The following is a 23793-nucleotide window of genomic DNA, read 5'->3' as shown; positions in this document are numbered from 1 at the left end:
AGCGGGGGCGCCGACGGTGCTGCCGGTAGCGTCTCGGCCGAGGCTCGGCAAGCTCTGACCTGAGTTATCCACAGAGCGATCCACAGTGGGGAAAACTTACGAAGATCTGTGGATAACCTCCGCCAGGTTGACGCCGGTGTTACTGGTTTCACTCCCTGCCATCACCCGCTGGCACCGCTCCTGCCTGCGGAAACGCCCTACCACATGGACGAGGGCCGATGTTCCCACAGGGCCCGCACACCGCTGTGGACAACTATTACGTTCAGGTCACTCTTCGACCCTCCCGGCCCTGCCGGACGGCCGTGCGTGCTGGCCCTGTGCATGGCGCCCAGCACCGTCCACTGGGCTCCGGCCCGGGACGCCAGCGCCGGCGCTGGCGCTGGCGCTGGCCGTCCACGGCAAAGCTGTACGTGAGTGCGCGTGTGCATGTGCGCGTGTGCATGTCCGCGGGCGGGGGTGGCGGCGGGGGCTCCGCACAAAACCACCCGGGCAACACGCCCGCCAGGGCCATCACCCACCCGACCCCGCGACGGATGGCCGGCCAGCCAGACGCACGACCGGGCCCACCCGGTCACCGACCCACACCTACGGCACAGGTTGCCGAACCACCCCCGGCCAAGCCGGTCGAACCAGCCGCCGGCCGCGCCGAGGCACCAGCGCTCGCGCCGACCAGGTGGTGCGGCCCGTATGCCTTCGCCCGTTCAGCCCGTCAGTTGCGCCGTACGCACCAGCACCGTGCCCAGGATCACCAGGAACATCGCCACACACGTTCCCGCCTGCACCAGGTCGCGGCGCTCGCGCGGCGCGTGCACTATCCCGTACGCCACCACAGTGCCCACGATCAGTCCGCCGATGTGCGCCTGCCAGGCGATGTCGCTCCAGGCGAAGGTGAAGACCAGGTTCAGCGCGAGCAGTGCGATGACCGGGCGCATGTCGTAGTTGAGCCGGCGCATCAGCACGGCCGTGGCACCCAGCAGGCCGAAGATCGCGCCGGACGCGCCGAGGGACGCCTGGTCCGGGTCGGCGAGCAGATAGCTGAGCGCGCTGCCGCCGAGCGCGGAGAGCAGGTAGAGCGCGAGGAAGCGCACTCGGCCGAGGGCTGCTTCCAGGGGGGCGCCGAGCCACCAGAGCGAGAGCATGTTGAACGCGATGTGCAACGGCTGTTCGTGCAGGAACGTTGCGGTCAGCAGGCGGTACCACTCGCCCTCGGCCACGCCCTGCATCGGCGTGAACCCGGAGTCGGCCGGCGGCCACTGGCCCACCATCGCCCAGTCGTCGATCATCGCGTCGCCGACGGAGAGCACCATGATCCACACCAGCACGTTGATCGCCAGCAGGATCTTGGTGATCAACCGGGGGTCGGCCGCGAGCTGACCGCCCGCGATCGTACGAGGCTGGCCGGCCCCGGCGGGTCGGCGCACCCCGTTGCCTGACGCGCCACCGCCACCGCTGGCGTGGGCGCCGCCCACGCAGTCCGGGCACTGAAAGCCGACCGAGGCACTGACCATGCACTCGGGGCAGATCGGCCGGTCACAGCGGGTGCAACTGATGCCCGTCTCGCGCTCCGGGTGCCGGTAGCAGCAGACCGCCTGGTCTTCCATGGTCTCCCCTAACCTCTCCCCCTGGCCCGTGCGTCGGGCAGTGTACGGCCACCGCCCCACCCTCCTTGTACGGATGGGTGGGGCGGGTTGGTTCCTGGCGCGCTGGACCGGTCCGTGGCCGATCGGCGCGGGTGCCGGCCCCCGCACGGCGCCGCCCCGGCGGGACCGGGGCGGCGCGGCGGAAGGTCCGGTGGATCAGCCCTCGCGGGTCTCGATCACCACGGACTCGATGACCACGTCGTTGACCGGGCGGTCGGTGCGCGGGTTGGTCTCCACGTTGATGATGGCGTCCACGACCTTCTGGCTGGCCTCGTTGGAGACCTCGCCGAAGATGGTGTGCTTGCCGGTGAGCCACGTGGTGGGCGAGACCGTGATGAAGAACTGCGAGCCGTTGGTGCCCGGGCCCGCGTTGGCCATGGCCAGCAGGTACGGCTTGTTGAACGAGAGGTCGGGGTGGAACTCGTCCCCGAACTTGTACCCCGGGCCGCCGGTGCCGTTGCCCAGCGGGTCACCGCCCTGGATCATGAAGCCGCTGATCACCCGGTGGAAGATCGTACCGTCGTACAGCTTCTCCCGCGACGGCTGACCGGTCTTGGGGTCCGTCCACTCCCGAGTACCCTCGGCGAGCTCGACGAAGTTCTTGACCGTCTTGGGCGCGTGGTTCGGCAGCAACCGGACCTCGATGTCCCCGTGATTGGTCTTCAGGGTGGCGTAGAGCTGCTCAGCCACGATCTACCTTCCCTAGTTTTCACTGACGGCTCCCGATCCTCGCATGGACGCACGCAAGACGAGTAGCCGCCGCTTTCGCCGCGCGGCACGCCACCCGGTAGTAGGCGCTCCCGTCGGACGGCGATGACCCGGATGCCCGGCCGCAGGTGCCTGACGATCAACGGACAGGCATGATCTGCAAATAGGCGGAAAGGCGACACTACGCGTCGAGGGGGAGCCTCTGCCCCCCGGAAGTACCACCGAGGAGGAGGAATTCCGTGACCCGCAAGGACAGCGTGCGCGCCACGATCGGCCCGGCCAAGGAGGGCGTCCGACACGCGGTGGAGGTGGTGGGCCCGCACGCCAGCCAGGCCAAGGACACCGCCGTGCACTATGCACAGGAGGCCCGGACCAAGATCGCACCGAAAGTCTCGTACGCAGCCCACCAGGCCCGTACGACCGCCGGTGACCAGTACCGGAACCACCTCGCCCCCCGCATCGAACACGCGCGCGGCGCCGTCCCGCCCGCCGTGGACCAAGCCGCCCACCGTGCCGCCGAGCGCACCCGCCGGGCCGCACGGCACGCCGCGGACTACGCGTCCCCGCGCGTGGAGAGCGCGCTGGCCGACGCCCGCGCCGCCGCCGGCCCCGTACGGGACGAGGCCGCAGCCCGTGGCGGTGCCGCACTGGCGGCGCTGCGCGGCCAGATCACCGCGGCCGACGTCGAACACCTGCACCGCACCCAGCGCCGCCGAGCCAGGCGCGGCAAGGTCGCCAAGCGCATCGTCGTACTGGGCCTGCTGACCGGTGGTGCGTATGCGGCCTGGAAGTGGTGGGACAAGCAGGCCAACCCTGACTGGCTGGTCGAACCTCCGGCCGCAGCCGACGCCGACGACCGCCCGCCGCTGATGGCCGTGGACGGCGATGCCCAGGACGACCTTGCACCTGACGTCAAGGCGAAGCAGGCAGATGCCAACGACAAGAAGGACGACAAGGCGTAGCCCAAGCCCCCAACCACCCCACGTGCCTCGCGCGCCCTGGCCCGCGTGCACGTGCCCCCGCCGACCCGGAGCTCCCCACGGCGAGCGACCCCCTCTTTCTGAAGGACCTCCGCGCGCGGGGTGGCACCGGTCGCCGGGCCGCCCGCGCCCAGCACCCGTGGCAGGGCCGCCCCCGAACTGCCTCGGGGTGAGCGTCTCCGAGCTGGCGGAATGTGGGCCGGAGGGGTTCACGCCGAGATGGGCACCGGGCGGGGCAGCGCTGTCTGCCGGGCAGGCGGTGACGGGCCTCCCGGCCCGCCGGGCACCGATTCCGGAGCCGGTGGCCGCGCTCACCTCCGTGGGGTAGCGGGTTCCACACCGGCGGGCCGGCCGCCTGGCGGAAGGCCACCGGCCGCCGCCGCGCCCTGCTGCCAACCGCGCGGACCGAGTGAGCCGCGCAGGCAGGCGAAGCAGAGCGGGCAGGATGTCCGTGCGGCGCGCCGGGCAGATGGCGGCGTACGGGGCGCTGCCCAACCCCGTACCGTGTGCTGCCCTCCGCGCGGCCCCCACCATCCATCTACTGCCCGGGTCACATGCCGTCCGTCGCACTCTCCTCGTCCCTCCAACCCTGCTTGCTGGCCCATTCCTTGGGCTCTCGGTTACCGTTTGGGGTACGCACCCCGACATGCGACACCGTCGGGCACTGTCTCACTGGGGGGAGAAAGGTGCGTGCCCGATGCTGGTCGGGCTCCTGTCGGCTATAGGCGTCGCCTCGTACGGAGGGACCATCTCCGTCTTAGCTCTCACAGCCACCTTCGCTCGGACCGAATCTCTGCGCCGTGAGGCCCGCAGCACCCTGGCCGTCATCACACCGGCGCCGCCCCGACCGCGCTGCCGGCCCCGGGCCTGGCCTCGACACCGCCCTCACCATCCGCGGCGCCCGGGAGTGACACCAGCGGCTGACGTTCACCGGCCCGGACGCCTCGGCTAGGTGAGCGGGAAGTCGAAATAGGTATCCGGGTACGGTTCGTCTTTGAGTGTGTAATGCCACCACTCGCAGTCGTACGCCCCGAAGCCACAGTCCTCCATGACGGAACGAAGATGCCGACGATTCCGCGCCTCGGCTTGGGTGATCCCAGAAGCGCCGTGATGGGATATGACATCCATGAGGTCATGACCACCGCCCATGGGCACGAGTTCGCCCGTGGCGAGGTCGAAAAGGGTGAGGTCAACCGTACTGCCCCGGCTATGGCCCGACTTCGCGGCCACGTAACCCTTTTCGAACATTTCAGCCCGGTCGATATTCGGATAGTTCCGTGACTTGGTCCGCCCGTCCTCGGGCTGCTGCGACCAGCGCATAAAGCAGTCGACCGCGCGCTGCGGGCGGTATCCGTCCCACAGCAGGAGCCCGAAGCCAAGGGATTCAGCCTTCGCCCGTGCGCTTTGCAGGGCAGAGCACAGGGCCTTCGTACCGACCACGCGATTCACCAGATAGCCGTCCACCGGTTTCCCGGTGAAGTTATCCCAGGTGGCGTACTTGGCATCCCAGCGTATGCCGTGTACGAGGTCGTCCACGTAGACGAAGTCGTCCCTCATCGGCCTTCTCCCGCCAAAGCCAGTGTCACTGCCCGGTCAATCACTTCGGTCATGGACCAGCCGGCGGCGGCCATCATCCTCGGGTACCGGCTGTACGAGGTGAGGCCGGGCAGCGTGTTGACCTCGTTGAGCACCACGTCGCCGTCTTCCTTGAGGAACATGTCCACTCGCGAAAGGCCCTTGCATCCCAGGGCGTGGTAAACGGCCTTCGCGGCTTCCTCGACGCGTCGTCGCGATGCGTCTGGTATGTCGGCGGGGACGACGGCCATCGAATTTTCAGAACCGGTCTCCGGCTGGTCCTCCTGGTGAATCCTGAAGAACCCGTGCGAGAGCGCAATCCGATCCAGTTCACCCGCGATCAGATCCGGTCCTTCGCCGAGGATGGCGCATCCGATCTCGCTGCCCACGACGGCCTCTTCGACGAGGATCTTCGTGTCGTACTGCCCGGCGGATTCCACCGCATCCAGCAGTTCTTCCTTTCGGGAGACCTTGGTGACCCCGAAGGCCGATCCCGAACGCGCCGGCTTCACGAAGACCGGGTAGGTGAACTCGTCGGGGTCGATCTTATCGCCCGCCAGGAAGGTCCAGAAGTTCGGCGTTGCGATGCCCGCGCTTCTGGCAACGAGATAGGAGAGGGATTTATCCATGCACAGGACGGAACTCTGGACGTCGCAGCCGACGTAGGGAATCCCGGAGAGCTCCAGCAGGCCCTGCATCGCACCGTCTTCGCCGAGCGTGCCGTGGAGTACGGGCAGCACGACGTCCAGTCGGACCGTTTCGTATCGTCCCTGCTCCTGAACGAGCAGCCCGTGCACACTGCTGTCCGGCACCAGCACGGCCGGGCGGCAGTTGCCACTCTCCCAGTCCCCTTCGGGTCCCTCGCAGAGCTGCCAGGCGCCGGTCTTCGTGATACCGAGGTAGAAGGGTTCGTATTTCTCGGCGTCGAGACTCCGTGCGACCTCACGCGCCGACTTCACCGAGACGAAATGCTCTTCGGAACGACCTCCGAAGATAATCCCGATCTTCACCTTATCCATGCTGGTTCCTGCTTTCGAAGTTTACGCAGTTGATGAGAGAGTTCTCCACGGTGTCGCGCAGGGCGTGATCCGTGTAGTAGGCGGTGTGGGGGCTGATGAGCACATGGGGGAACTCTTGTAGTCGCGCAAGCGACTTGTTTCCCATGGGCCGGCCCCGGAAGTCGGCGTAGAAAATGCCTTCTTCCCCTTCTAGGACGTCCAGGGCCGCACCGCCCAACCTGCCGTCTTCGAGTGCCTGCACCAGGGCTTCGGTATCGATCAGCGCACCACGCCCGGTGTTGACGATCAGCGCGCCGTGCTTCATCCGTTCCAGGCGCTGCCGATTCAGCAGATGGTGTGTTTCGGTATGGAGCGGCGTATGGAGCGTCACGATGTCGCTCTGCCGGAGGAGTTCATCGAGAGGGACATAGTGAGCCGCGGTCTTGGGGCGGTTGTCGTGGGCCAGGATGCGACAGCCGAATCCCCTCAATCTGTCCATGACCGCTATGCCGATGCGCCCCACTCCGACCACGCCGACGGTCAGGTCACGCAGCTCCTTCCCCCGCACATCACCCAGTCGGTAATCGTGCTCGTCCGTCCGCCGGATGATGGCTTTCGCCTGACGCACTGCCATCAACATCAGCATCAGCGTGTAATCGGCCACGCTGTCCGGCGAGTAGGCGATATTGCCTACGGTGATGCCTACTTCCTTCGCGTACTCGACATCGATGTGGTTACAGCCGACGCTCCGCGTGGAGACGTACTCCACGCCAACCTGGCCCAGCGCCAGCAGGGTTTCGTTACTGATGCGGGTCTTGTGGCCGACGCTGATGCAGCGGCTTTCGGCTGCCAGCTCGATCGTGGCTTCGGATACCGGTACTTCGGTGATGATCGGCATCACGTCGAAACGAGGTGCCATCGCTCGGAACAAAGCGGCCTCATCAGGGCCGCACCCGTAGATGGTGATGGGAGCCGGTTTGCTGTGGGTCATGCCTCCATTGAAGGCAGCGCGATGTTGCCGGAGCGTATGGTGTTTTCGATACGTCGGCGATATACCAGGCCGTCTTCACTGGAGCCATGACCTTCAGCAGAGAAGCCTCCGCCCTCACCGTCAGCCACTGCCCCGCCGGCCCGCTCCCGCGCTGCGATTCCTGCGCCGCCCTGTCATGATCCCGCTCAGCCTCGGCGAGATATCCGAGATCGTCGGCGGCGAGGTCGTGGGCGACGGTTCCGTGACGGTGACCGCGCCGGCCGTGCTCGACGGCCGGCAGGCCGAGCCGGGCGGCCTCTTCGTCGCCTTCGCCGGTGAGCGCGTCGACGGCCATGACTTCGCGGAGCAGGCAGGTCGGTCCGGCGCGGTGGCCGTGCTCGGCTCGCGGCCGACCGCCCTGCCCACCGTCGTCGTCGCCGATACCAGGGCCGCACTACAGGCGCTCGCCGTGCACGTCGTTGGCCACCTGCGGGACGGTCTGACCGTGGTGGCGGTGACCGGGTCCCAGGGCAAGACCGGCACCAAGGACCTGTTGGCCGCCGTGTTGGCGAGCACCGAGCCGACGGTCGCGACGCTCGGCACGCTCAACAACGGGCTCGGGGTGCCGCTCACCCTGTTGCGGGCCAGCGCCACCACCCGGTTCCTCGTCGTGGAAATGGGGGCCCGCAACGTCGGCGACATAGCCGAGCTCACCGGCCTGGTCGCGCCCGACATCGCCGTGGTGACCAACGTCGGCCAGGCCCACATCGGTGAGTTCGGGTCGCGCGCGGCCATTGCCAAGACCAAGGGCGAGTTGGTGCAGGGGCTGGCTCCTGGCGGCATCGCCGTGCTCAACGCTGACGATCCGCGGGTAGCTGCGATGCGTTCCCTCACCGAGGGCCCCGTGTTGACCTTCGGCCGGGCGGCCCACGCCGATGTGCGCGCGGCTGACCTGACGCTCGATCCGCTCGGCCGGCCGTCGTTCACGCTGCGCACGACCGCCGGCTCGGCTCGGCTCACCCTTCCGGTCGTCGGCGCCCATCAGGCACTCAACGCATCGGCCGCCACCGCGGCCGGATTGGTGGCCGGCGTCCCCCTGGACCGGGCCGCGGCTGCGTTACCGACGGCTTCACTGTCGAAGTGGCGGCTGGAGCTACGCGACCTGGCCGGTGGCGCGACCTTGGTCAACGACTCCTACAACGCCAACCCCGACTCGACCCGCGCCGCCCTGGACACGCTGGCGGCAATCGCTGGCGGACGCCGTATCGCCGTCCTGGGCGAGATGCTTGAGCTCGGTGACGACAGCGAGGCCGAACACCGGGCCATCGGTGCGTACGCAGCTGCGCGGGCCGATGTGGTGGCCACCGTCGGTGAGACCGCCCGGGCGATAGCTGAGGGTGCGGGCGCGCGGGCGGTGGTCCTGCCCGACAACGACGCTACCGTCGACTGGCTGCGCGGCCACCTCACCGCCGGTGACGTCGTACTCGTCAAGGCGTCCCGCGGAGCCGGCCTGGACACCGTCGCCTCAGCGCTCGGATGAGTCGCCGATCCGGGGCCCGTGGGCATCGGCCGGATACCGGGCCGTAGCCGTAGCCATTGATCGCGCCGCGCGGCCCCGCCCCGGCGCCTGGTGGTGGGCCGTACCCGCGCAACTGCGGCCCACCCTGATCGACGGTCTGCACCTGCCCACCGATTCCTCTCTTCGGGCGGCAGGCCGGGGCGCCGGATCAGGAAGCGGCCGACCGGGCACGTCGTTGCATATAGAGGTCGAAGGCCCGGTAGACCATCGGCCGCAGCGGAAGGTCCCACTCGCCCACATACCGCACCGCCTGGCCGCCCGTGCCGACCTTGAACTGGATCAGTCCCACGTGCGCGTCGTCGGCATCGAGGGTGGGGGTGATGCCGCGCAGGTCGTAGACATCGCAGCCGGCCGCCAGCGAGTCGCTGATCATCGCCCACTGACAGGCGTTGGAGCCGCGCACCTCACGCTTCTCGGTGGAGGAGGCGCCATAGGAATACCAGGCATGGGCACCCACCCGGACCAGGATGGTGGCGGCGACCAAGTCCCCTTGGTGATGGGCGAGATAGAGCTTGATCCGCTCGGGTGCCTCTGCGCTCAGCGCGGCGAACATGGTCTCGAAGTAGGGCAGCGGTCGCGGTGTGAAGTGATCGCGCTCGGCTGTGTGGACGTAGAGATCATGGAAGGCCCGCAGGTCGTCGCCGACCGTGACTTCGACGCCTTCCTTGGCCGCCTTCTTGATGTTGCGGCGCCACTGTTGGTTCATGGCCTTGAGCACGTCGTCTTCGGTGCGGTCGGCTAGCGGGACCTCGTACCTGAACTGCGGGTGTCCGACCCCGAAGCCGTCCTGGGGGCTCTGGGGCCGCCAGCCCGTGCCCCTGAGCCAACTGGTCACCCGGGCGCCCACCGGGTCGGACCAGTCGCTCCGCAGCCCGGTCAGCCGCTGAACTCTCGGATCGGCTATGCCCTCCTTGACTTGGGCGGCGGTCCAGGTGTCCGTGGACACCGGCGGGCCAATCCTGATCGCAAAGGCGCCATGTGCCTTCAGATAGGCGGCCAGCGGGTTGAGCCACGCACCGAGCTCTCCGGTCCAGTCGATGACCGGGCCATCGGGCAGATAGGCCAGCGTGAAGCGGTCGAGCCGCGGCACCGGGCGGTGCAGGACGAGCCCGGCGCCCACCAGTTGCCCTCCGGCGAACCAGCCGAGGGACTCGCTGCGCCACTCCACCTTCACACGGGCCCACGCCGGCGTTTGGAGGAAGCTGACCGACCGCTGGGCCCGCACGAACGCGAGGTGCTCGGCAGCACTGATCGGCTGGACGGTCAGCCGCGCCCCCACCCCCCTGCCGACCGCGGGGGGCAGGGGCATCGATGGCTGTGCCGACGGCAGCGGGACGGATTCGCGTGCTCGTTCGCTGTGGGACATGGCTTCAGTCAATACGGCGCGGTGTTGCCGGCGCGTATCTGCTTTTCGATACGTCCACGATATGTTCGGCCCCGAGGCTCACGGACTGCTCACCAGACCCGATGTCGGGCAACGCAGCAGCCTCTGACGGCCCCACTGGTGCCTTCGGACCTCGACCGCTGCCCGGTCCAGCTCCTGGCACGTTGCTGGTTCTTGAGTGTGAGCCGTAGTCGCGGCCCGGCACCGCGCCGCTGCCGGCCGCTTTCGCCCCTCTCGCCAGCAGTGGGGCGGCAGCGACGACAAGCCTGGTCGACTTCTCCATGGGGGGTACTACGGGGCGGAGGTCTCCGGTCGCTCAAAGACCGAGGGCCTGCCGAGACCCGTACCACCGGCTATCGACGCCTTTCGCCGGTCGGCCGAACCCGAGGCCGTACCCCGATCACCGTGCGAGGCGAGCGTGGGCGGCCGGCCACCGCCGCGTACTTGAAGCTGGGCCACCGGCTCCGTACGACCGCGGATCGCGGCGGCCGAGAGCTCTGAGGCACCGGGCGTGCTGAGGAGGGGGCGCATCATGCCACAAGTCAAGGCGAGGCGACGTTCCCACCACGTATGAGGATTTCGATACGCCAACGATATGCGCCGCCTCCTAGCCTTATCACCATGCGTGTTTTAGTCGTCGAGGACGAGCCCTACATGGCCGAGGCCATCCGCGATGGTCTGCGTCTGGAAGCAATCGCTGCGGACACCGCCGGGGACGGTAACACCGCTCTGGAACTCCTCAGCATCAACAGCTACGACATAGCGGTGCTGGACCGAGACATCCCCGGCCCCTCAGGTGACGAGATCGCCAAGCGCGTCGTCGCCTCGGGCAGCGGCATGCCCATCCTGATGCTGACCGCAGCGGACCGTCTCGACGACAAGGCGTCCGGGTTCGGGCTCGGTGCGGACGACTACCTCACCAAGCCGTTCGAGATGCAGGAACTGGTGCTCAGGCTCAGGGCCCTGGACCGCCGGCGCGCCCATGTCAGGCCGCCTGTAAGGGAGATCGCTGGCCTGCGGCTCGACCCGTTCCGTCGCGAGGTCTACCGGGACGGTCGCTACGTCGCACTCACCCGTAAGCAGTTCGCCGTGCTCGAAGTCCTCATCGCCGCCGAAGGAGGTGTCGTCAGTGCCGAAGAACTCCTGGAGCGTGCCTGGGATGAGAACGCTAACCAGTTCACCAACGCGGTGCGCATCACGGTCTCCGCGCTGCGCAAACGCCTCGGCGAACCCTGGGTTATCGCCACCGTCCCGGGCGTCGGATACCGCATCGACACCGCGCCCGACCCAGGCAACAGCGGAGAGAGAACCCGTGTCTAGGAAGCCCGGGCTGAGCGTCCGCCTCAAACTCACCCTCAGCTACACCGGGTTCCTCATGGTCGCGGGCTTCCTTCTGCTCGCGGTGATGTGGGTCTTCGTCCTCCGCCATCTGCCCGCCTATACGAGCGTTGACGGAGGGGTGCTGGTCCGCTCGTTCCTGCTGCGCGACTTCGCGTCAGCCGCGGCTGCGGTCCTGGGCTTCCTGCTGGTGTTCGGCCTGGTGGGGGGATGGCTCCTCGCCGGGCGCATGCTCGCCCCGCTGACCCGCATCACCCATGCCACGCGCATGGCCACGAACGGCTCACTCGACCACCGGATCAGGCTCCCGGGCCGCGAGGACGAGTTCCGCGAACTCGCCGACGCCTTCGACGGAATGCTCACCCGGCTTGAAGCACACGTCGCCGAGCAGCGGAGATTCGCCGCCAATGCCTCGCATGAGTTGCGCACCCCGCTGGCGATCTCCAAGGCGCTGCTCGATGTGGCCCGCACCGACCCGCACCTGGACGTCTCCGCGCTCGTCGACCGCCTCCACACGGTGAACACCCGAGCCATCGACCTCACTGAAGCCCTGCTCCTACTCAGCCGTGCTGACCGTCGGTCCTTCACCCGCGAACGCGTCGACCTATCGCTCCTCACGGAGGAAGCCACCGAAACCCTGCTGCCGCTCGCCGAAAAGCACGGTGTCGCTCTGATCACCAGCGGAGACATCGCCCATCTGGCCGGATCACCGCCACTCCTCCTGCAACTGACCACGAACCTCATACAGAACGCGATCGTCCACAACCTCCCGGAGCACGGCTATGTACGGGTCCACACCGGCCTGCGGAGCAAGAGCGTGGTGCTCACGGTCGAAAACACCGGCGAGCAACTCAGCCCAGAACTGGTCTCGTCCCTCACCGAGCCCTTCCGGCGCGGCACCGAGCGCATCCACAGCGATCAGGCAGGCGTCGGTCTGGGGCTGGCCATCGTGAAGACCATCACCCGGGCGCACGACGGAAAACTCGTCCTCACTCCGCGCCCCACCGGTGGGCTCCGTGTCTCGGTGGAGATACCCGCAATATCCCGGCACGCCGCCCGGTGACAGTGCCGCCATCGACGGGGCCCTACGGAAAACGCAGTCCGTACGAGAAGGGCGCCCGGGCGGTCGTCCGCTCCCGTCGCCGATCCGGGGTCGATGATCAGTGGAGCCGCCCGCTCGGGCCGGGGCCCACTCGGCGCTGCACTCGGCCACACAACGAGCCCCCTGATCCACGTTTCCGCAGTTCAGAGGGCTTTCTTCGAGTGGAGCCTAGGAGAGTCGAACTCCTGACATCCGCCATGCAAAGACGGCGCTCTACCAACTGAGCTAAGGCCCCTTCGAGATCAGGATACCTGTTACCCGATAGCTTTCCCGACCGGGTATCGCTCGTACGTACCGGTCTCCGTAGGATGCCACGCAAGATTCGCGGCAGCGAAGGGGAGAGCGAGATGGACGCAGCACAGCAGGACGCCACCGCCCGCGCACGAGAGCTGCAACGGAGTTGGTATGGGGAACCGCTGGGCGCACTCTTCCGTCGGCTGATCGACGATCTTGGGTTGAACCAGGCCCGCCTAGCCTCCGTCCTCGGGCTCTCGGCTCCGATGTTGTCGCAGCTCATGAGCGGGCAACGGGCCAAGATCGGTAACCCGGCCGTGGTGCAGCGGGTGCAGGCCCTGCAGGAGCTCTCCAGCCAGGTCGCGGACGGACGGGTCAGCGCGGGCGAGGCCGCCGAGCGAATGGAGGAGATCAAGAAGTCGGCCGGAGGTTCGGTGTTGAACAACACGGCGCAGACCACGACCAGCAGCGGCGCCCCCACCGTGCGGCGCGTCGTGCGGGAGATCCAGTCGCTGTTGCGATCGGTGGCGGCGGCCGGTGACATCATCGATGCGGCGGACTCGCTCACCTCGACCCACCCCGAACTGGCAGAGTTTCTCCGGGTGTACGGCGCGGGCCGTACCGCGGACGCCGTCGCGCACTACGAGTCGCACCAGGGCTGAGACCGCGCCCCAGCGGTCGGACGGCCGCTACGTCGAGCCGGACCGTGCCGTGCCTCGTGGCTGCGGGCCGCGCCGGTGGGCGGGACCGGGCGGGCTCGGTGGGGTGGCGGCGGTCGGCTCGGGCGGTCGTGATCGGGTCGGCGGTGAGTTGGGCCCGGGCGTGGTGGGGCAGGTGTGGGGGCGCGGCGGAGCGAGCAGGTTCCGGTGCGGGCGGGCCCGTTCCCGGGGCGGCGGGCCGGTGGGCGGCGGGCAGGTCGCAGTGTCGGGTCGAAGTGGCGGTTCGAGAAGTCGGTTCGAGGTAGTCGAGTCGATGGGCGAGTGGACGGTCGGGGCACGATGGGTGAGATCTTCGCTGGTCGGTACGAGTTGGTCGATCCGATCGGCCGCGGCGGGGTCGGCGCGGTCTGGCGCGCCTGGGACCACCGTAGGTCGCGTTACGTCGCGGCCAAGGTGCTCCAACAGAGCGATGCCCACACCTTGTTGAGATTCGTTCGCGAGCAGGCCCTGCGGATCGACCACCCGCATGTGTTGGCTCCGGCGAGTTGGGCGGCGGACGACGACAAGGTGCTGTTCACCATGGACCTGGTGGGCGGGGGTTCGCTCGCGCACCTCATCGGGGACTACGGGCCGCTGCCGGCGTCGTACGTCTGCGTCCTGCTCGACCAGTTGCTCTCCGGTGTCGCGGCCGTGCACGCGGAGGGGGTGGTGCACCGCGACATCAAGCCCGCGAACGTACTGTTGGAAGCGACGGGTACGGGTCGGCCGCACGTACGTCTTTCGGATTTCGGCATCGCCATGACCAAGGGCGAACCACGGCTGACGGACACCAACTTCGTGGTGGGCACGCCCGGTTATTTCGCGCCGGAGCAAATCCTCGGTGCCGAACCTGATTTTCCCGCCGATCTGTTCACGGTGGGGCTGGTGGCGCTCTATCTCCTCAGCGGCCACAAGCCGGATGCGGAAGCGCTCATCGAACGCTTTACGGCACATGGTGTTCCGAATGCGCCCGACGGCATTCCGGAACCGCTCTGGCAGGTGATAGCCAATCTTCTACACCCCGACCCCGAGGCCCGGTTCCGCAGCGCCAACGGAGCACGGAAGGCTCTTCTCTCCGCGGCCGAGCTGCTGCCGGAGCCGGGTATCGACGACGAGGTGGTCGAGGTCTTTGACCACCTCGGCCCGCTGCCACCGGGGTTCGGGCCGACCGGGCCGACCGCCCCCGCCCCGCGGCCCCGCGCGGCCCGGCTGGCCCAGCGCACGGACCCGCTCGCGCTGGCGGAGGCGTACGACGCGTACGGGGCCTACGACCGGCCGGCCCCACCGGACGCGACCGAGACGTATGCGACCGGCCCGTACGCCACGGGGCCCTACCCGGCCGGCGCCTACCCGGGCGGCGCCCGGCACGACAGCGGCGGTCCCGGCGGTGCGGCACCGCAGACGCCGCAGACGCCCCGGCCGGACGACGCGACGCCGAGCGCGACCGAGCCGGCCGGCGGGCCGACGGCGGCCGGGGCCGGCAGTACGGCGCGGGAAGACGGCCCGGCCGGCGGGAGTGCGGCGGCTGGCCCGCCGGCTGGACCACCAGCCGGACCGGAAACGGGTCCGGAAGGCGGCCCGGAGAGCGGTGGCGCTCGGGCCGCGGTGACTGGCCGGAGTGGAGAGGGAAATGCGGCGGACGGCCCGGGGCCCGCTGGCGGCAGTGGGCCGGGCGCCAGCCCCGGAGCGCCCGTGCAGGGCGCGGAGTCGGCCGCCGGGCCGCTGCCGGAGCCGGGCCGGGGCTCGGCGCCCGGGCCCGGTCGTGCCCCGGCGACGGGGGCCGTGCCCGGCGGACGGCCGGCGACGCCCGGCCACACCGGGCAGCCGTCCCCGCTTCCGACCGCCCCGTTCCCGACCGCCCCGGTCGAGCACGTGCCGGGCCGAGCCGAGCACCCCTCGGGCGCGCGTCCCGGTGACCCACAGGCACCCGGTACGCAGGCGTCCGGCGCGTACGAGATCGATCCGTACGCCCCGGGCTCATACGCGCGAGCCCCCTACGCCAGCGGCTCCGGTGCCGATGACGCGCGCCTCACGGGGGCGGACCCGACGGGTACGCAGACGAGGACCGATTCTTGGTACGGGCTCCCGCAGGGCTCCTGGCAGGGCCCGGCACGGCCGGCCGGCGCGGCGCCCGGGACCCCGCCGCGGGGCGTACAGCAGCAGCCCGACGCGCAACCAGCGGGCGCACCACCGGCCGGCACGCAGCAACCGGTGGGTGCGGACCCCTCCGGCACGCCATCGGTTCACCCACGGCAGCCACCGGGGCCGCACCAGTCACCCGCAGGACCGCCGACCGGCACCAGCGCTAGCACCGGCACCGGCACCGGCACCGGCACCGGCGGTCAGCCGCCCGTCACGGCCACACCGCACGCTGCGCGGTCCGAGCCCGGCATCGGGGGCATCGGCGGCATCAGCGGCGTCGGCGGTGTTGTCGGGGCGCCGGGGGGCGGGGCGTCCGGGCCGTACGCCGGGGCGGGGCCCGTGACCGGGCTGGGAGCGGGCGCGGCAGCAGGTACGGGCGGGGCTGTGTCGGCGGCTGACGCTGGTACGCAGGGGCCGGGTGCTGCGCAGGGGGCTGGGGCGGTGTACGGGGCTGTGCCCGACGCTGGGGCGATATCCAGCGCTGGGGCGGCCTCCGGCGTTGGCGCGGCTCCGGCTCCGGGGGCGAACGATGGTTGGTCACCGGCCGGGCCGGCCGGCGCGGCTGGGTACGGGCCGGCCGGGCCCGAGGTGGACACCGGGTCCCTGCCTGGCCCACCGACGGCGACCGGAGCCGAGCCGGCCATGTCACAGACGGGCAGCTTCCCCCTCGCCCCACCCCAACCCGCACCTGACCTCACCACTCCGCCCCGCCCTGCCGAACCACAGCCCGCCTCGCCCCACCAAGCGCCCCCGCACCACCCCTCCGCATCACAGCCCAGCCCCATCCACCCAGCACCCCCAACCACCTGGCCGCACCCCACCCCACCCAGCCCCATCCCACGAGCGGGCCAACTCCCACACCCGGCCCACCAGTCCCCCCCTCAGCCCCAATCCCAGCCCCAGCCCCAGCCGGGTGGAAACCCGCAGCCCACACCCGACCCCACGCCGCCGCGCGCCACCCCACAGCCCTGGGCACTCGACCCCACGCCCACACCCACCCCACTCGCCCCACCAGCACACCCGGCGCCGACCTCACCCCCCGCCACCCTGCAAAACGTGGCCACCCCCTGGGCACCCGACGCCCCCACACCCACCCCACCTGCCCCAGCAGCGATGCCCGCGTCACCCGCGGTGCCGACGTCGGCCGGTGCCTCGCCGTTCGAGGCGACGCCGACGGCCAGCCCCGTCGCGCCACCGACCACGCCGGGCGGGGCCACGCCCGTACCCCGACCGCCAGGTGCCACGGCCCCGCAACCGCCGTACCAAGGGGGCGCATACGGCTATCCGCCCGGCCCGCACACCACTCCGACACCGCCCACCAGGCCGTATCCGACCGCGCAGTTGTACGGCAACCAGAACGGTGCCACGCCGGGCCACGCACCGGGTTCGCCGCTCCCGCCGTACGGGCCGCACACCCCGACGCCGACCCCAACGCCCGCCCCGCCCACGGCCGCACCACCGTCCGCGCCGCAGGCATCCCCACCCACGACCACCGCCCCCACCACAGCCACCACAGCCACCACAGCCACCAACGGCACCTCAACCACCCGCGTCGCTCCCGGCGTACCCGTACCGCCCCCCACCTCCGCAGGCACCCCTGACGCCCAGTCCCCACAGCCGCCAACCACCCCCTCACCAGCGGAAACAGGGACGGCAGAGGCAACAGGAGGGCACCCCACTGGTGATGCGTCGGCAGCCGCGGAGGCGCCCGGGGTCATACCCGCTCAGCCCGAGGCGGGTGCCGTGGCCGGGCCGTTGCCGCCCGCTGTCGGGAGCGATGCGACCACCGCGGTGTTCGCCGTGGCGACGCCCGCCGCCCCGGCCCCCGCCACCCCCGCCACCCCCGCCCCGTCGCGCCACACCGGCCCCTCGCGCACCGTCACGCTCGCCATCCTGGTTGCCGCTGCGGTCTGCTACGCCGTCGGTGTCTGGGCGTTCCTCACCGGCTGACACCACCCGCTCCGCCCGCGCCCAAGCCGTACGCCACTACGCTCAGCTCGGCTCGGCCCAGCCCAACGCGACTCAGCTCAACCCGGCTCAGCTCAGCGGAACGCGAACCCCCGCCGTACGGGCCGACGCCCGGCGACACCCCGCAGCACTCACGCAACCCCGCGACGCCCCCGTCCCCGGCAACCAACCGCACCCCAACCGCACCCCAACCGCAAAAAGTCCAACCCCACCCGCTCACGACGTCGCACGGCGGCGAGCAGCCAGTTTCCACGTGCCGAGCCAGACCAACAGCGCGGTGCCGAGCCCGAATCCGCCGTAGGCGACCGGACGCAGCCCCGTGCCGTCGCCACCCGCTCCGGTCGCCGCGGGCCCGGGCACGACGTCCGACGGCCGGCCTTCGATGCCGAAGCCGCCCGGGCCCGGCCTGCCCTCGTACTGCGGCCCCGCCCCGCGCTCGCCCGCCAGCCGTACCCGCACGGTCACCGGCGCCCCGTCCTTGAAGTAGCGCTCCATGGCGGGGTTGAGCGAGACCGCGACGTAGTACCAGCCGGCGATGCTCGCCGCGCGCACCGCGGCCTGCGAGCGTTCCTTGCGGTTGCCGTACGCGATGGGGGCGGTGGAGATCTGGGACGACGTCGGGTGGCCCTTGTACGGGACGAAGTGGTTCGTGGCCAGCAGCGCGTGGCCGGGGTTGTAGACGGACATGCCGAGCGCGTCGCGGAGGAAGCCTTCGCTGCCGGTCGAGCGGCCCGACGAGCCCGCGGGGGCCGGTACCTCGACGCTGGTCAGCAGTTGTTGGCCCCAGCTCACCGGCACCTTGAAGAACCGCGTCTGACCTGGGGCGATGGTGTCCTGCCAGGCACCCGGGGCCAGCTCCGCGGCGTCGTTGAACCCGGTTCCGCCGCTGCGCGGGCGGGGCCGGTCGGAGCGCGGAATGGGTTCGTCCGTGCTCCAACTCCCCTTGTCCGGCGGCTCGGTCGGGCCGGCGACGACCTTCGGTTCGCGCAGGTGGCTCAGTTCGATCGACCAGCGCTTGGCCCCGGATGCGGTGCCCTTCGGCCGGGCAACCGAGACCAGGTGCCGGCCCGCCGCGCCGCACCGGGACGAGGCCCCGGGTCCCGGCTGCCGCAGCACCGCGGTGCCGAACGGGTGGGCCGCGTCCGTCGCGTCGGCCCCCGCGATCGCCGCATCGCAGCGCCCCCCGTCGAGCCGGGTCAGCGTCACGCGTATTTCGTCCTGGTAGGCGTCGAGTTCCGCCCCGCGCGGCGGGATGGCGATCGCCGATACGTAGTGGGTGGACGTGCTGTCGAGTTCGACCGCGTAGTAGCGGGTCTCACCGGCGCCGATGGTGTCGACGCGGGGCTGCCCGATGGCGAGGCGCGGGGCATCGCCACTGGTCAGACCGCCCTTGATGGCCGGTCCCGAGGTGCGGTACGCGTCCTGGTCGGCGCGCGAAGCGGCCCCGGCCGGCCCCGGGGTCAGCCCGCTGACGAGGCCCGTCGCACCCAGCGTCGCCGCCGCGACGAGACCGATGCGGTGCCAGCGGCGGCGGTCGTTCATCGGACGTCACTCCTCGCATAGCGGTGACCCGCACTGTTTTTGCTCGTGCAAGCCAAATCTTTGCTGTTGTGAACACATGGGGTGAAAGAACACCGCCCGGCCGCCGCCCCCACCCGGAGCTCCCGCCCCACGACGCCCGTGACCTGCACCACTGCCCAATCCGAACCGACCCGGCGGCCCGATCCGACCGGCGGCCACCGTACTCGGCGCGCCGACCAGCACCGCGTCTCCGGCCAGCACCGCGTCTACGACCGACGCCACGGAGCCGACCAATCCCGTCTCCGGCCGACACCGCCGTCACTGCCCGATCGGTACGGCAGGTCCGCCGGTACGGACCGGACGGCTGGTACGGACCGGACGGCCGAGGTGGCCCACGGTGGCCGGGGTGCGGCCGGAGCAGCCCAGGCGGTGGGGGCGCGACCGGGGCAGCCGGGGTGCGACCGAGGCGGCCAGGCCGCCGGGACAGCCGGCCGGCACCGACCGTACCCGCCCGGGGGCCCGCGCACTGCCCGAAACCGTCATCCCGCCGGGCCGCTCCCAGTGCGGGGCCGGAACCCGTATTCCGGATACGACAAATACGGGGCTCCGACCGCCGCTAGCGATCGAAGCCCCGTATGAGGACTAGTGCGACTCACACACCCGAACCTGCGGGTACGGAGTCGGTCGCCTCCGTCCACAGATCCTGCTCGGCGCGATCCGCCTGGATCTGGCGGTACACGAGGAGCCCGCCGATTGCGGCCAGTGCGACCAGGAGAAGCTTCTTCACCGCGCGACCTCGTCTTTCCTTGACGTAGGAGACCTTCTGGCGCCCGACTATACACACCGACCGATACCGATCAGTGACCTAGGCCCGGGCCCAACTCAGTGGGTGGACAAAAGAATCGGCCCGAATGGAGAATCTCCATCCGGGCCGATCGCATCGGTGGGGCTAACAGGACTTGAACCTGTGGCCTCTTCCTTATCAGGGAAGCGCTCTAACCGTCTGAGCTATAGCCCCGCGCTGCACCGAAAGATTAGCGCACCGATGGCCCTGGCCCAAAATCGGTATCGAGGGCGGGGTGCGCGACCCCTGCGGTACGCACGGCTCCGCCGGAATTCCCCGACCACCGAACCCGGCCCCACCGCCAAGCACGGCCTCCACCCTGCTCCACGCCTCGCCCCACACCCACGGCCCACCCAGCCCGACACCCCAGGCCACCCCGCGCCGCCCCGGGACCACCAGCCGCCAACACCACCGCAGCAAGCTCCCGCCCCACACCGCGCAAGCCCCCACCCCGCCCCACCAAGTACGCCTCATACTCCAACCCACCCGTACGCCAGAGCCCCGAGCCCACTCACCCACGTAACCCACCCACGTACACCCACCCACCCCACAGCTCACCCACCCCACAGCCCATACACACCACCGGCCGGCGCCCCGCCCCCCACCAGGGAAGTCGCAGCGCCGGCCGGTGTCAGCCAGTGTCAGCCGGATGTCAGGCGGGCAGCCGCCCGGCACCCGTGTCCTACTCGTCCTCGGCCAACGTCAGCTCGATCCCGCCGACGAACCCCGCCGACAGGTTGTAGATGAACGCGCCCAGCGTCGCCAGGGCCGTCGCGAGCACCACGTCGATGACCGCGATGACCGAGGTGAAGATCAGCACCCGCGGCAGCGAGAGGAACGACTCCAGGTCGAAGCCGCCGCCCTCGTTGGACTCGGTGGCGTCGCTGATCGTGCCGCCGACGGTGGAGAAGACGCCCATCGCGTCCATCGTCATCCACAGCACGCAGGCCGCGATGATCGTGCAGATCCCCAGCGCGATGGAGAGCAGGAAGCTGACCTTCATCACGGACCAGGGGTCGACCTTCGCCACCCGCAGCCGCGCCTTGCGGGTGCGGGGGACGGTGCGCGCGCCGGCCGGCGTGCGCGGGCGGCGTACCGCCTGCTGCGGCGGCTGCCCCGCCCCGCCGCCACCGGCGGGCGCCGCGCCGCTCTCGCCCGCGGGGGGCGCGTACGCGTGCGGCGGATGGTAGGGCTGCGACTGCTGCTGCCCCGCCGGCCGCTCGTTGGGCAGTGGGCTCGCCGAAAACGACTCGTAGCCCTGCTTGGCACCTCGGGTGTCCGTCACAGTTCCCCTCTGGGAGTCAGCCGATCCCCTGTGGGAGTCAGCAACCGGGCCACGGGCGCCGTCCGAAACGGTGGTGGGTGCTGTGGGCCGCTGGCCCAGGCACCCGCGGCGCCCGTGGCTCCAGTCACGACTTACTCCTCATCGCTCCCGGCCGGGGACGCCTCGCCCTCGGCTGATTCCGGGCCCGCCTCGTCGGCCGCCTCGGCCAGGTCGTCGACCTCTTCGGCCTCGCGACCCGCCTCGGCGTTGCGCGCGATGCCCACCACGGCATCCCGCTTGCCCAGATTGATCAGTTGAACGCCCATGGTGTCACGGCCCGTCTCCCTGACCTCGTTGACCCGCGTACGGATCACACCGCCACTGAGCGTGATCGCCAGGATCTCGTCGCTCTCCTCGACCACCAGCGCGCCGACGAGCGAACCACGATCCTCCACGATCTTGGCCGCCTTGATGCCGAGACCGCCACGCCCCTGCACCCGGTATTCATCCACATCCGTCCGCTTGGCGTACCCGCCGTCCGTGGCGGTGAACACGAACGTACCGGCCCGGACGACATTCATCGAGAGGAGCTCGTCCCCTTCGCGGAAGCTCATGCCCTTCACGCCGGATGTCGCCCGGCCCATCGGGCGCAGCGCCTCGTCCGTCGCGGTGAACCGGATCGACTGCGCCTTCTTGCTGACCAGCAGCAGATCGTCCGCGGCCGAGACCAGCTCGGCGCCGATCAGCTCGTCCTCGCCGCCCTCGTCGGTCTCCCGCAGGTTGATGGCGATCACGCCGCCGGAGCGCGGGGAGTCGTAGTCCTTGAGCGCGGTCTTCTTCACCAGGCCGGCCTTGGTGGCCAGCACCAGGTACGGCGCCGCCTCGTAGTCCCGGATGGCCAGGATGCGGGCGATCTGCTCGTCCGGCTGGAAGGCCAGCAGGTTGGCGACGTGCTGGCCGCGCGCCTCCCGCCCGGCGTCCGGCAGCTCGTACGCCTTGGCCCGGTAGACCCGGCCCTTGTTGGTGAAGAAGAGCAGCCAGTGGTGGGTGGTGGAGACGAAGAAGTGCGAGACGATGTCGTCCTGCTTGAGCTTGGTGCCCCGCACGCCCTTGCCGCCGCGCTTCTGCGAGCGGTAGTCCTCGGTCTTGGTCCGCTTGACGTAGCCGCCGCGGGTGATCGTGACGACGATGTCCTCCTCGGCGATCAGGTCCTCGATGGACATGTCACCGTCGAAGGGCACCAGCTTGCTGCGCCGGTCGTCGCCGAACTTCTCCACCAGCGCGGTCAGTTCCTCGCTGATGATCTGCCGCTGGCGCTCCGGCGAGGCCAGGATCGCGTTGTACTCGTCGATCTTCGCCTGGAGCTCGTCGTGCTCGGCGACGATCTTCTGCCGCTCCAGCGCGGCCAGCCGGCGGAGCTGCATCTCCAGGATCGCGTTGGCCTGGATCTCGTCGATGGTGAGCAGCCCCATCAGGCCCTCGCGCGCCACCTCGACCGTGTCGCTGCGCCGGATCAGCGCGATGACCTCGTCGATCGCGTCCAGCGCCTTGAGTAGACCGCGCAGGATGTGGGCCCGCTCCTCGGCCTTGCGCAGCCGGTAGCGGGTGCGCCGGACGATGACCTCGACCTGGTGGGCGACCCAGTGCCGGATGAACGCGTCCAGCGAGAGGGTCCGCGGCACGCCGTCGACCAGGGCCAGCATGTTGGCGCCGAAGTTGGTCTGGAGGTCGGTGTGCTTGTAGAGGTTGTTGAGGACGACCTTGGCGACCGCGTCCCGCTTGAGCACGATGACCAGCCGCTGGCCGGTGCGCGAGGAGGTCTCGTCCCGTACGTCGGCGATGCCGCCGATCTTGCCGTCCTTCACCAGGTCGGCGATCTTCTGCGCCAGGTTGTCCGGGTTGACCTGGTACGGCAGCTCGGTGACGACCAGGCACTGCCGGTTCTGGATCTCCTCGACCTCGACCACCGCGCGCATGGTGATCGAGCCGCGCCCGGTGCGGTACGCCTCCTCGATGCCCTTGCGGCCCACCACCAGGGCGCCGGTCGGGAAGTCCGGGCCCTTGATGCGGTCGATGAGCGCGTCGAGCAGCTCCTCGGGGGTGGCGTCGGGGTTGGCCAGGCACCACTGGGCGCCCTCGGCGACCTCGCGCAGGTTGTGCGGCGGAATGTTGGTCGCCATGCCGACCGCGATCCCCGCCGAGCCGTTGACCAGCAGGTTCGGGAACCGCGCCGGCAGCACCGTGGGCTCTTGGTTACGGCCGTCGTAGTTGTCCTGGAAGTCGACGGTCTCCTCGTCGATGTCCCGGAGCATCTCCATGGCCAGCGGCGCCATCTTGCACTCGGTGTACCGCATGGCCGCGGCCGGGTCGTTGCCCGGCGAGCCGAAGTTGCCGTTGGAGTCCACCAGCGGCAGCCGCATCGACCATGACTGGGCCAGCCGCACCAGCGCGTCGTAGATGGAGGCGTCGCCGTGCGGGTGGTACGTACCCATGACGTCGCCGACGACGCGGGCGCACTTGTAGAAGCCCTTCTCGGGCCGGTACCCGCCGTCGTACATCGCGTACAGCACGCGCCGGTGCACCGGCTTGAGGCCGTCGCGCACGTCGGGCAGCGCGCGGGAGACGATCACGCTCATCGCGTAGTCGAGGTACGAGCGCTGCATCTCGGTTTCGAGCCCGACGGGCTCGATGCGCATCGCGGCGCCCTCGGCCACGGGGGTGAGCTCGGGGTTCTCGGTGGTGGGGGAGTTCTCGTCGGCCATTGCTGGTCAAGATCCTTTCAGGCGGCGGCGGGGAGCCCCGGCGCGCGGCCGGGGAGGGGCCGACTCAGATGTCGAGGAAGCGGACG

General features: G+C 70.2%; 15 protein-coding genes, 2 tRNA genes and 1 pseudogene. 6 read left to right on the top strand and 12 right to left on the bottom strand.

All coding sequences use genetic code 11. The annotated features are described in order from the left end of the window. Positions 1 to 701: 701 nt before the first annotated feature. Positions 702 to 1601 carry a rhomboid family intramembrane serine protease gene (locus ACMA1D_RS08390; RefSeq protein WP_414723223.1) on the bottom strand — a complete coding sequence of 300 codons (900 nt, stop codon included), beginning with the start codon at positions 1599 to 1601 and terminating at the stop codon, positions 702 to 704. Between the two features lie 195 nt (positions 1602 to 1796). After that, positions 1797 to 2330, bottom strand: a complete 534-nt coding sequence (locus ACMA1D_RS08385) for a peptidylprolyl isomerase (protein WP_414723222.1) — start codon at positions 2328 to 2330, stop codon at positions 1797 to 1799. A gap of 257 nt (positions 2331 to 2587) precedes the next feature. Here ACMA1D_RS08385 and ACMA1D_RS08380 point away from each other — a divergent pair, with 257 nt between their 5' ends. Further along, positions 2588 to 3310, top strand: coding sequence for a DUF5324 family protein (locus ACMA1D_RS08380; protein ID WP_414723221.1), 723 nt, complete (start codon positions 2588 to 2590; stop codon positions 3308 to 3310). 966 nt (positions 3311 to 4276) lie between these two features. Here the strand turns inward: ACMA1D_RS08380 and vanX are convergent. The 3 genes from vanX to ACMA1D_RS08365 are packed head-to-tail and all read right to left on the bottom strand — an operon-like array spanning position 4277 to position 6892. Continuing rightward, the gene (gene vanX / locus ACMA1D_RS08375) at positions 4277 to 4885 is read right to left on the bottom strand and encodes a D-Ala-D-Ala dipeptidase VanX (RefSeq protein WP_414723220.1); all 609 of its coding nucleotides are present in this window, start codon (positions 4883 to 4885) and stop codon (positions 4277 to 4279) included. Beyond that, positions 4882 to 5922, bottom strand: a complete 1041-nt coding sequence (vanA, locus tag ACMA1D_RS08370; protein WP_414723219.1) for a D-alanine--(R)-lactate ligase — start codon at positions 5920 to 5922, stop codon at positions 4882 to 4884. The genes vanX and vanA overlap by 4 nt, the downstream gene beginning before the upstream one ends. Beyond that, positions 5915 to 6892, bottom strand: coding sequence for a D-isomer specific 2-hydroxyacid dehydrogenase family protein (locus ACMA1D_RS08365; protein ID WP_414723218.1), 978 nt, complete (start codon positions 6890 to 6892; stop codon positions 5915 to 5917). The genes vanA and ACMA1D_RS08365 overlap by 8 nt, the downstream gene beginning before the upstream one ends. 175 nt (positions 6893 to 7067) lie before the next feature. On the opposite strand from ACMA1D_RS08365, the gene ACMA1D_RS08360 reads away from it, so the two are divergent. After that, positions 7068 to 8411: a UDP-N-acetylmuramoyl-tripeptide--D-alanyl-D-alanine ligase gene (locus ACMA1D_RS08360; protein WP_414723217.1), complete on the top strand. Its 1344-nt coding sequence runs from the start codon at positions 7068 to 7070 to the stop codon at positions 8409 to 8411. 187 nt (positions 8412 to 8598) lie between these two features. Here the strand turns inward: ACMA1D_RS08360 and ACMA1D_RS08355 are convergent, their stop codons facing one another. Next, positions 8599 to 9759, bottom strand: coding sequence for a lipid II:glycine glycyltransferase FemX (locus ACMA1D_RS08355; RefSeq protein ID WP_414723325.1), 1161 nt, complete (start codon positions 9757 to 9759; stop codon positions 8599 to 8601). 696 nt (positions 9760 to 10455) lie between these two features. Here ACMA1D_RS08355 and ACMA1D_RS08350 point away from each other — a divergent pair. Both ACMA1D_RS08350 and ACMA1D_RS08345 read left to right on the top strand, forming a co-directional pair. Beyond that, positions 10456 to 11154: a response regulator transcription factor gene (locus tag ACMA1D_RS08350; protein ID WP_414723216.1), complete on the top strand. Its 699-nt coding sequence runs from the start codon at positions 10456 to 10458 to the stop codon at positions 11152 to 11154. Further along, positions 11147 to 12235, top strand: a complete 1089-nt coding sequence (locus ACMA1D_RS08345) for a sensor histidine kinase (RefSeq protein WP_414723215.1) — start codon at positions 11147 to 11149, stop codon at positions 12233 to 12235. The genes ACMA1D_RS08350 and ACMA1D_RS08345 overlap by 8 nt, the downstream gene beginning before the upstream one ends. Before the next feature lie 201 nt (positions 12236 to 12436). Here ACMA1D_RS08345 and ACMA1D_RS08340 read toward each other — a convergent pair. Further along, positions 12437 to 12509 (bottom strand) — tRNA-Ala (locus tag ACMA1D_RS08340). Positions 12510 to 12621: 112 nt separating this feature from the next. Between ACMA1D_RS08340 and ACMA1D_RS08335 the strand changes: the two genes are divergently transcribed. Both ACMA1D_RS08335 and ACMA1D_RS08330 read left to right on the top strand, forming a co-directional pair. Beyond that, on the top strand, positions 12622 to 13170 hold the full coding sequence (locus ACMA1D_RS08335) for a DNA-binding protein (RefSeq protein ID WP_349989832.1): 549 nt from the start codon (positions 12622 to 12624) through the stop codon (positions 13168 to 13170). Between the two features lie 336 nt (positions 13171 to 13506). Continuing rightward, positions 13507 to 14383, top strand: a pseudogene (locus tag ACMA1D_RS08330) (serine/threonine-protein kinase); the annotation flags it as partial. Between the two features lie 3149 nt (positions 14384 to 17532). On the opposite strand, the gene ACMA1D_RS08325 reads toward ACMA1D_RS08330, so the two are convergent. The 5 genes from ACMA1D_RS08325 to gyrA form a co-directional block, all read right to left on the bottom strand. Next, entirely contained in the window at positions 17533 to 18858 is a 1326-nt protein-coding gene (locus ACMA1D_RS08325; RefSeq protein WP_414723214.1) for a hypothetical protein, read from the bottom strand. A gap of 631 nt (positions 18859 to 19489) precedes the next feature. Next, the gene (locus ACMA1D_RS08320; protein ID WP_003958712.1) at positions 19490 to 19624 is read right to left on the bottom strand and encodes a DLW-39 family protein; all 135 of its coding nucleotides are present in this window, start codon (positions 19622 to 19624) and stop codon (positions 19490 to 19492) included. A gap of 157 nt (positions 19625 to 19781) precedes the next feature. Further along, positions 19782 to 19855, bottom strand: a tRNA-Ile gene (locus tag ACMA1D_RS08315). 508 nt (positions 19856 to 20363) lie between these two features. Beyond that, positions 20364 to 20966 (bottom strand): DUF3566 domain-containing protein, encoded by a 603-nt coding sequence (locus tag ACMA1D_RS08310; protein ID WP_414723213.1) that lies wholly within the window; start codon positions 20964 to 20966, stop codon positions 20364 to 20366. Between the two features lie 131 nt (positions 20967 to 21097). After that, the gene (gyrA, locus tag ACMA1D_RS08305) at positions 21098 to 23707 is read right to left on the bottom strand and encodes a DNA gyrase subunit A (protein WP_414723212.1); all 2610 of its coding nucleotides are present in this window, start codon (positions 23705 to 23707) and stop codon (positions 21098 to 21100) included. Positions 23708 to 23793 lie beyond the last annotated feature (86 nt).

This window comes from Streptomyces sp. 796.1 (assembly GCF_047525675.1).
In the GTDB taxonomy this organism is placed as follows: domain Bacteria; phylum Actinomycetota; class Actinomycetes; order Streptomycetales; family Streptomycetaceae; genus Streptomyces.
The sequence above is the reverse complement of the archived record's forward strand: the minus strand, read 5'-3'. Positions and strand labels throughout refer to the sequence as shown.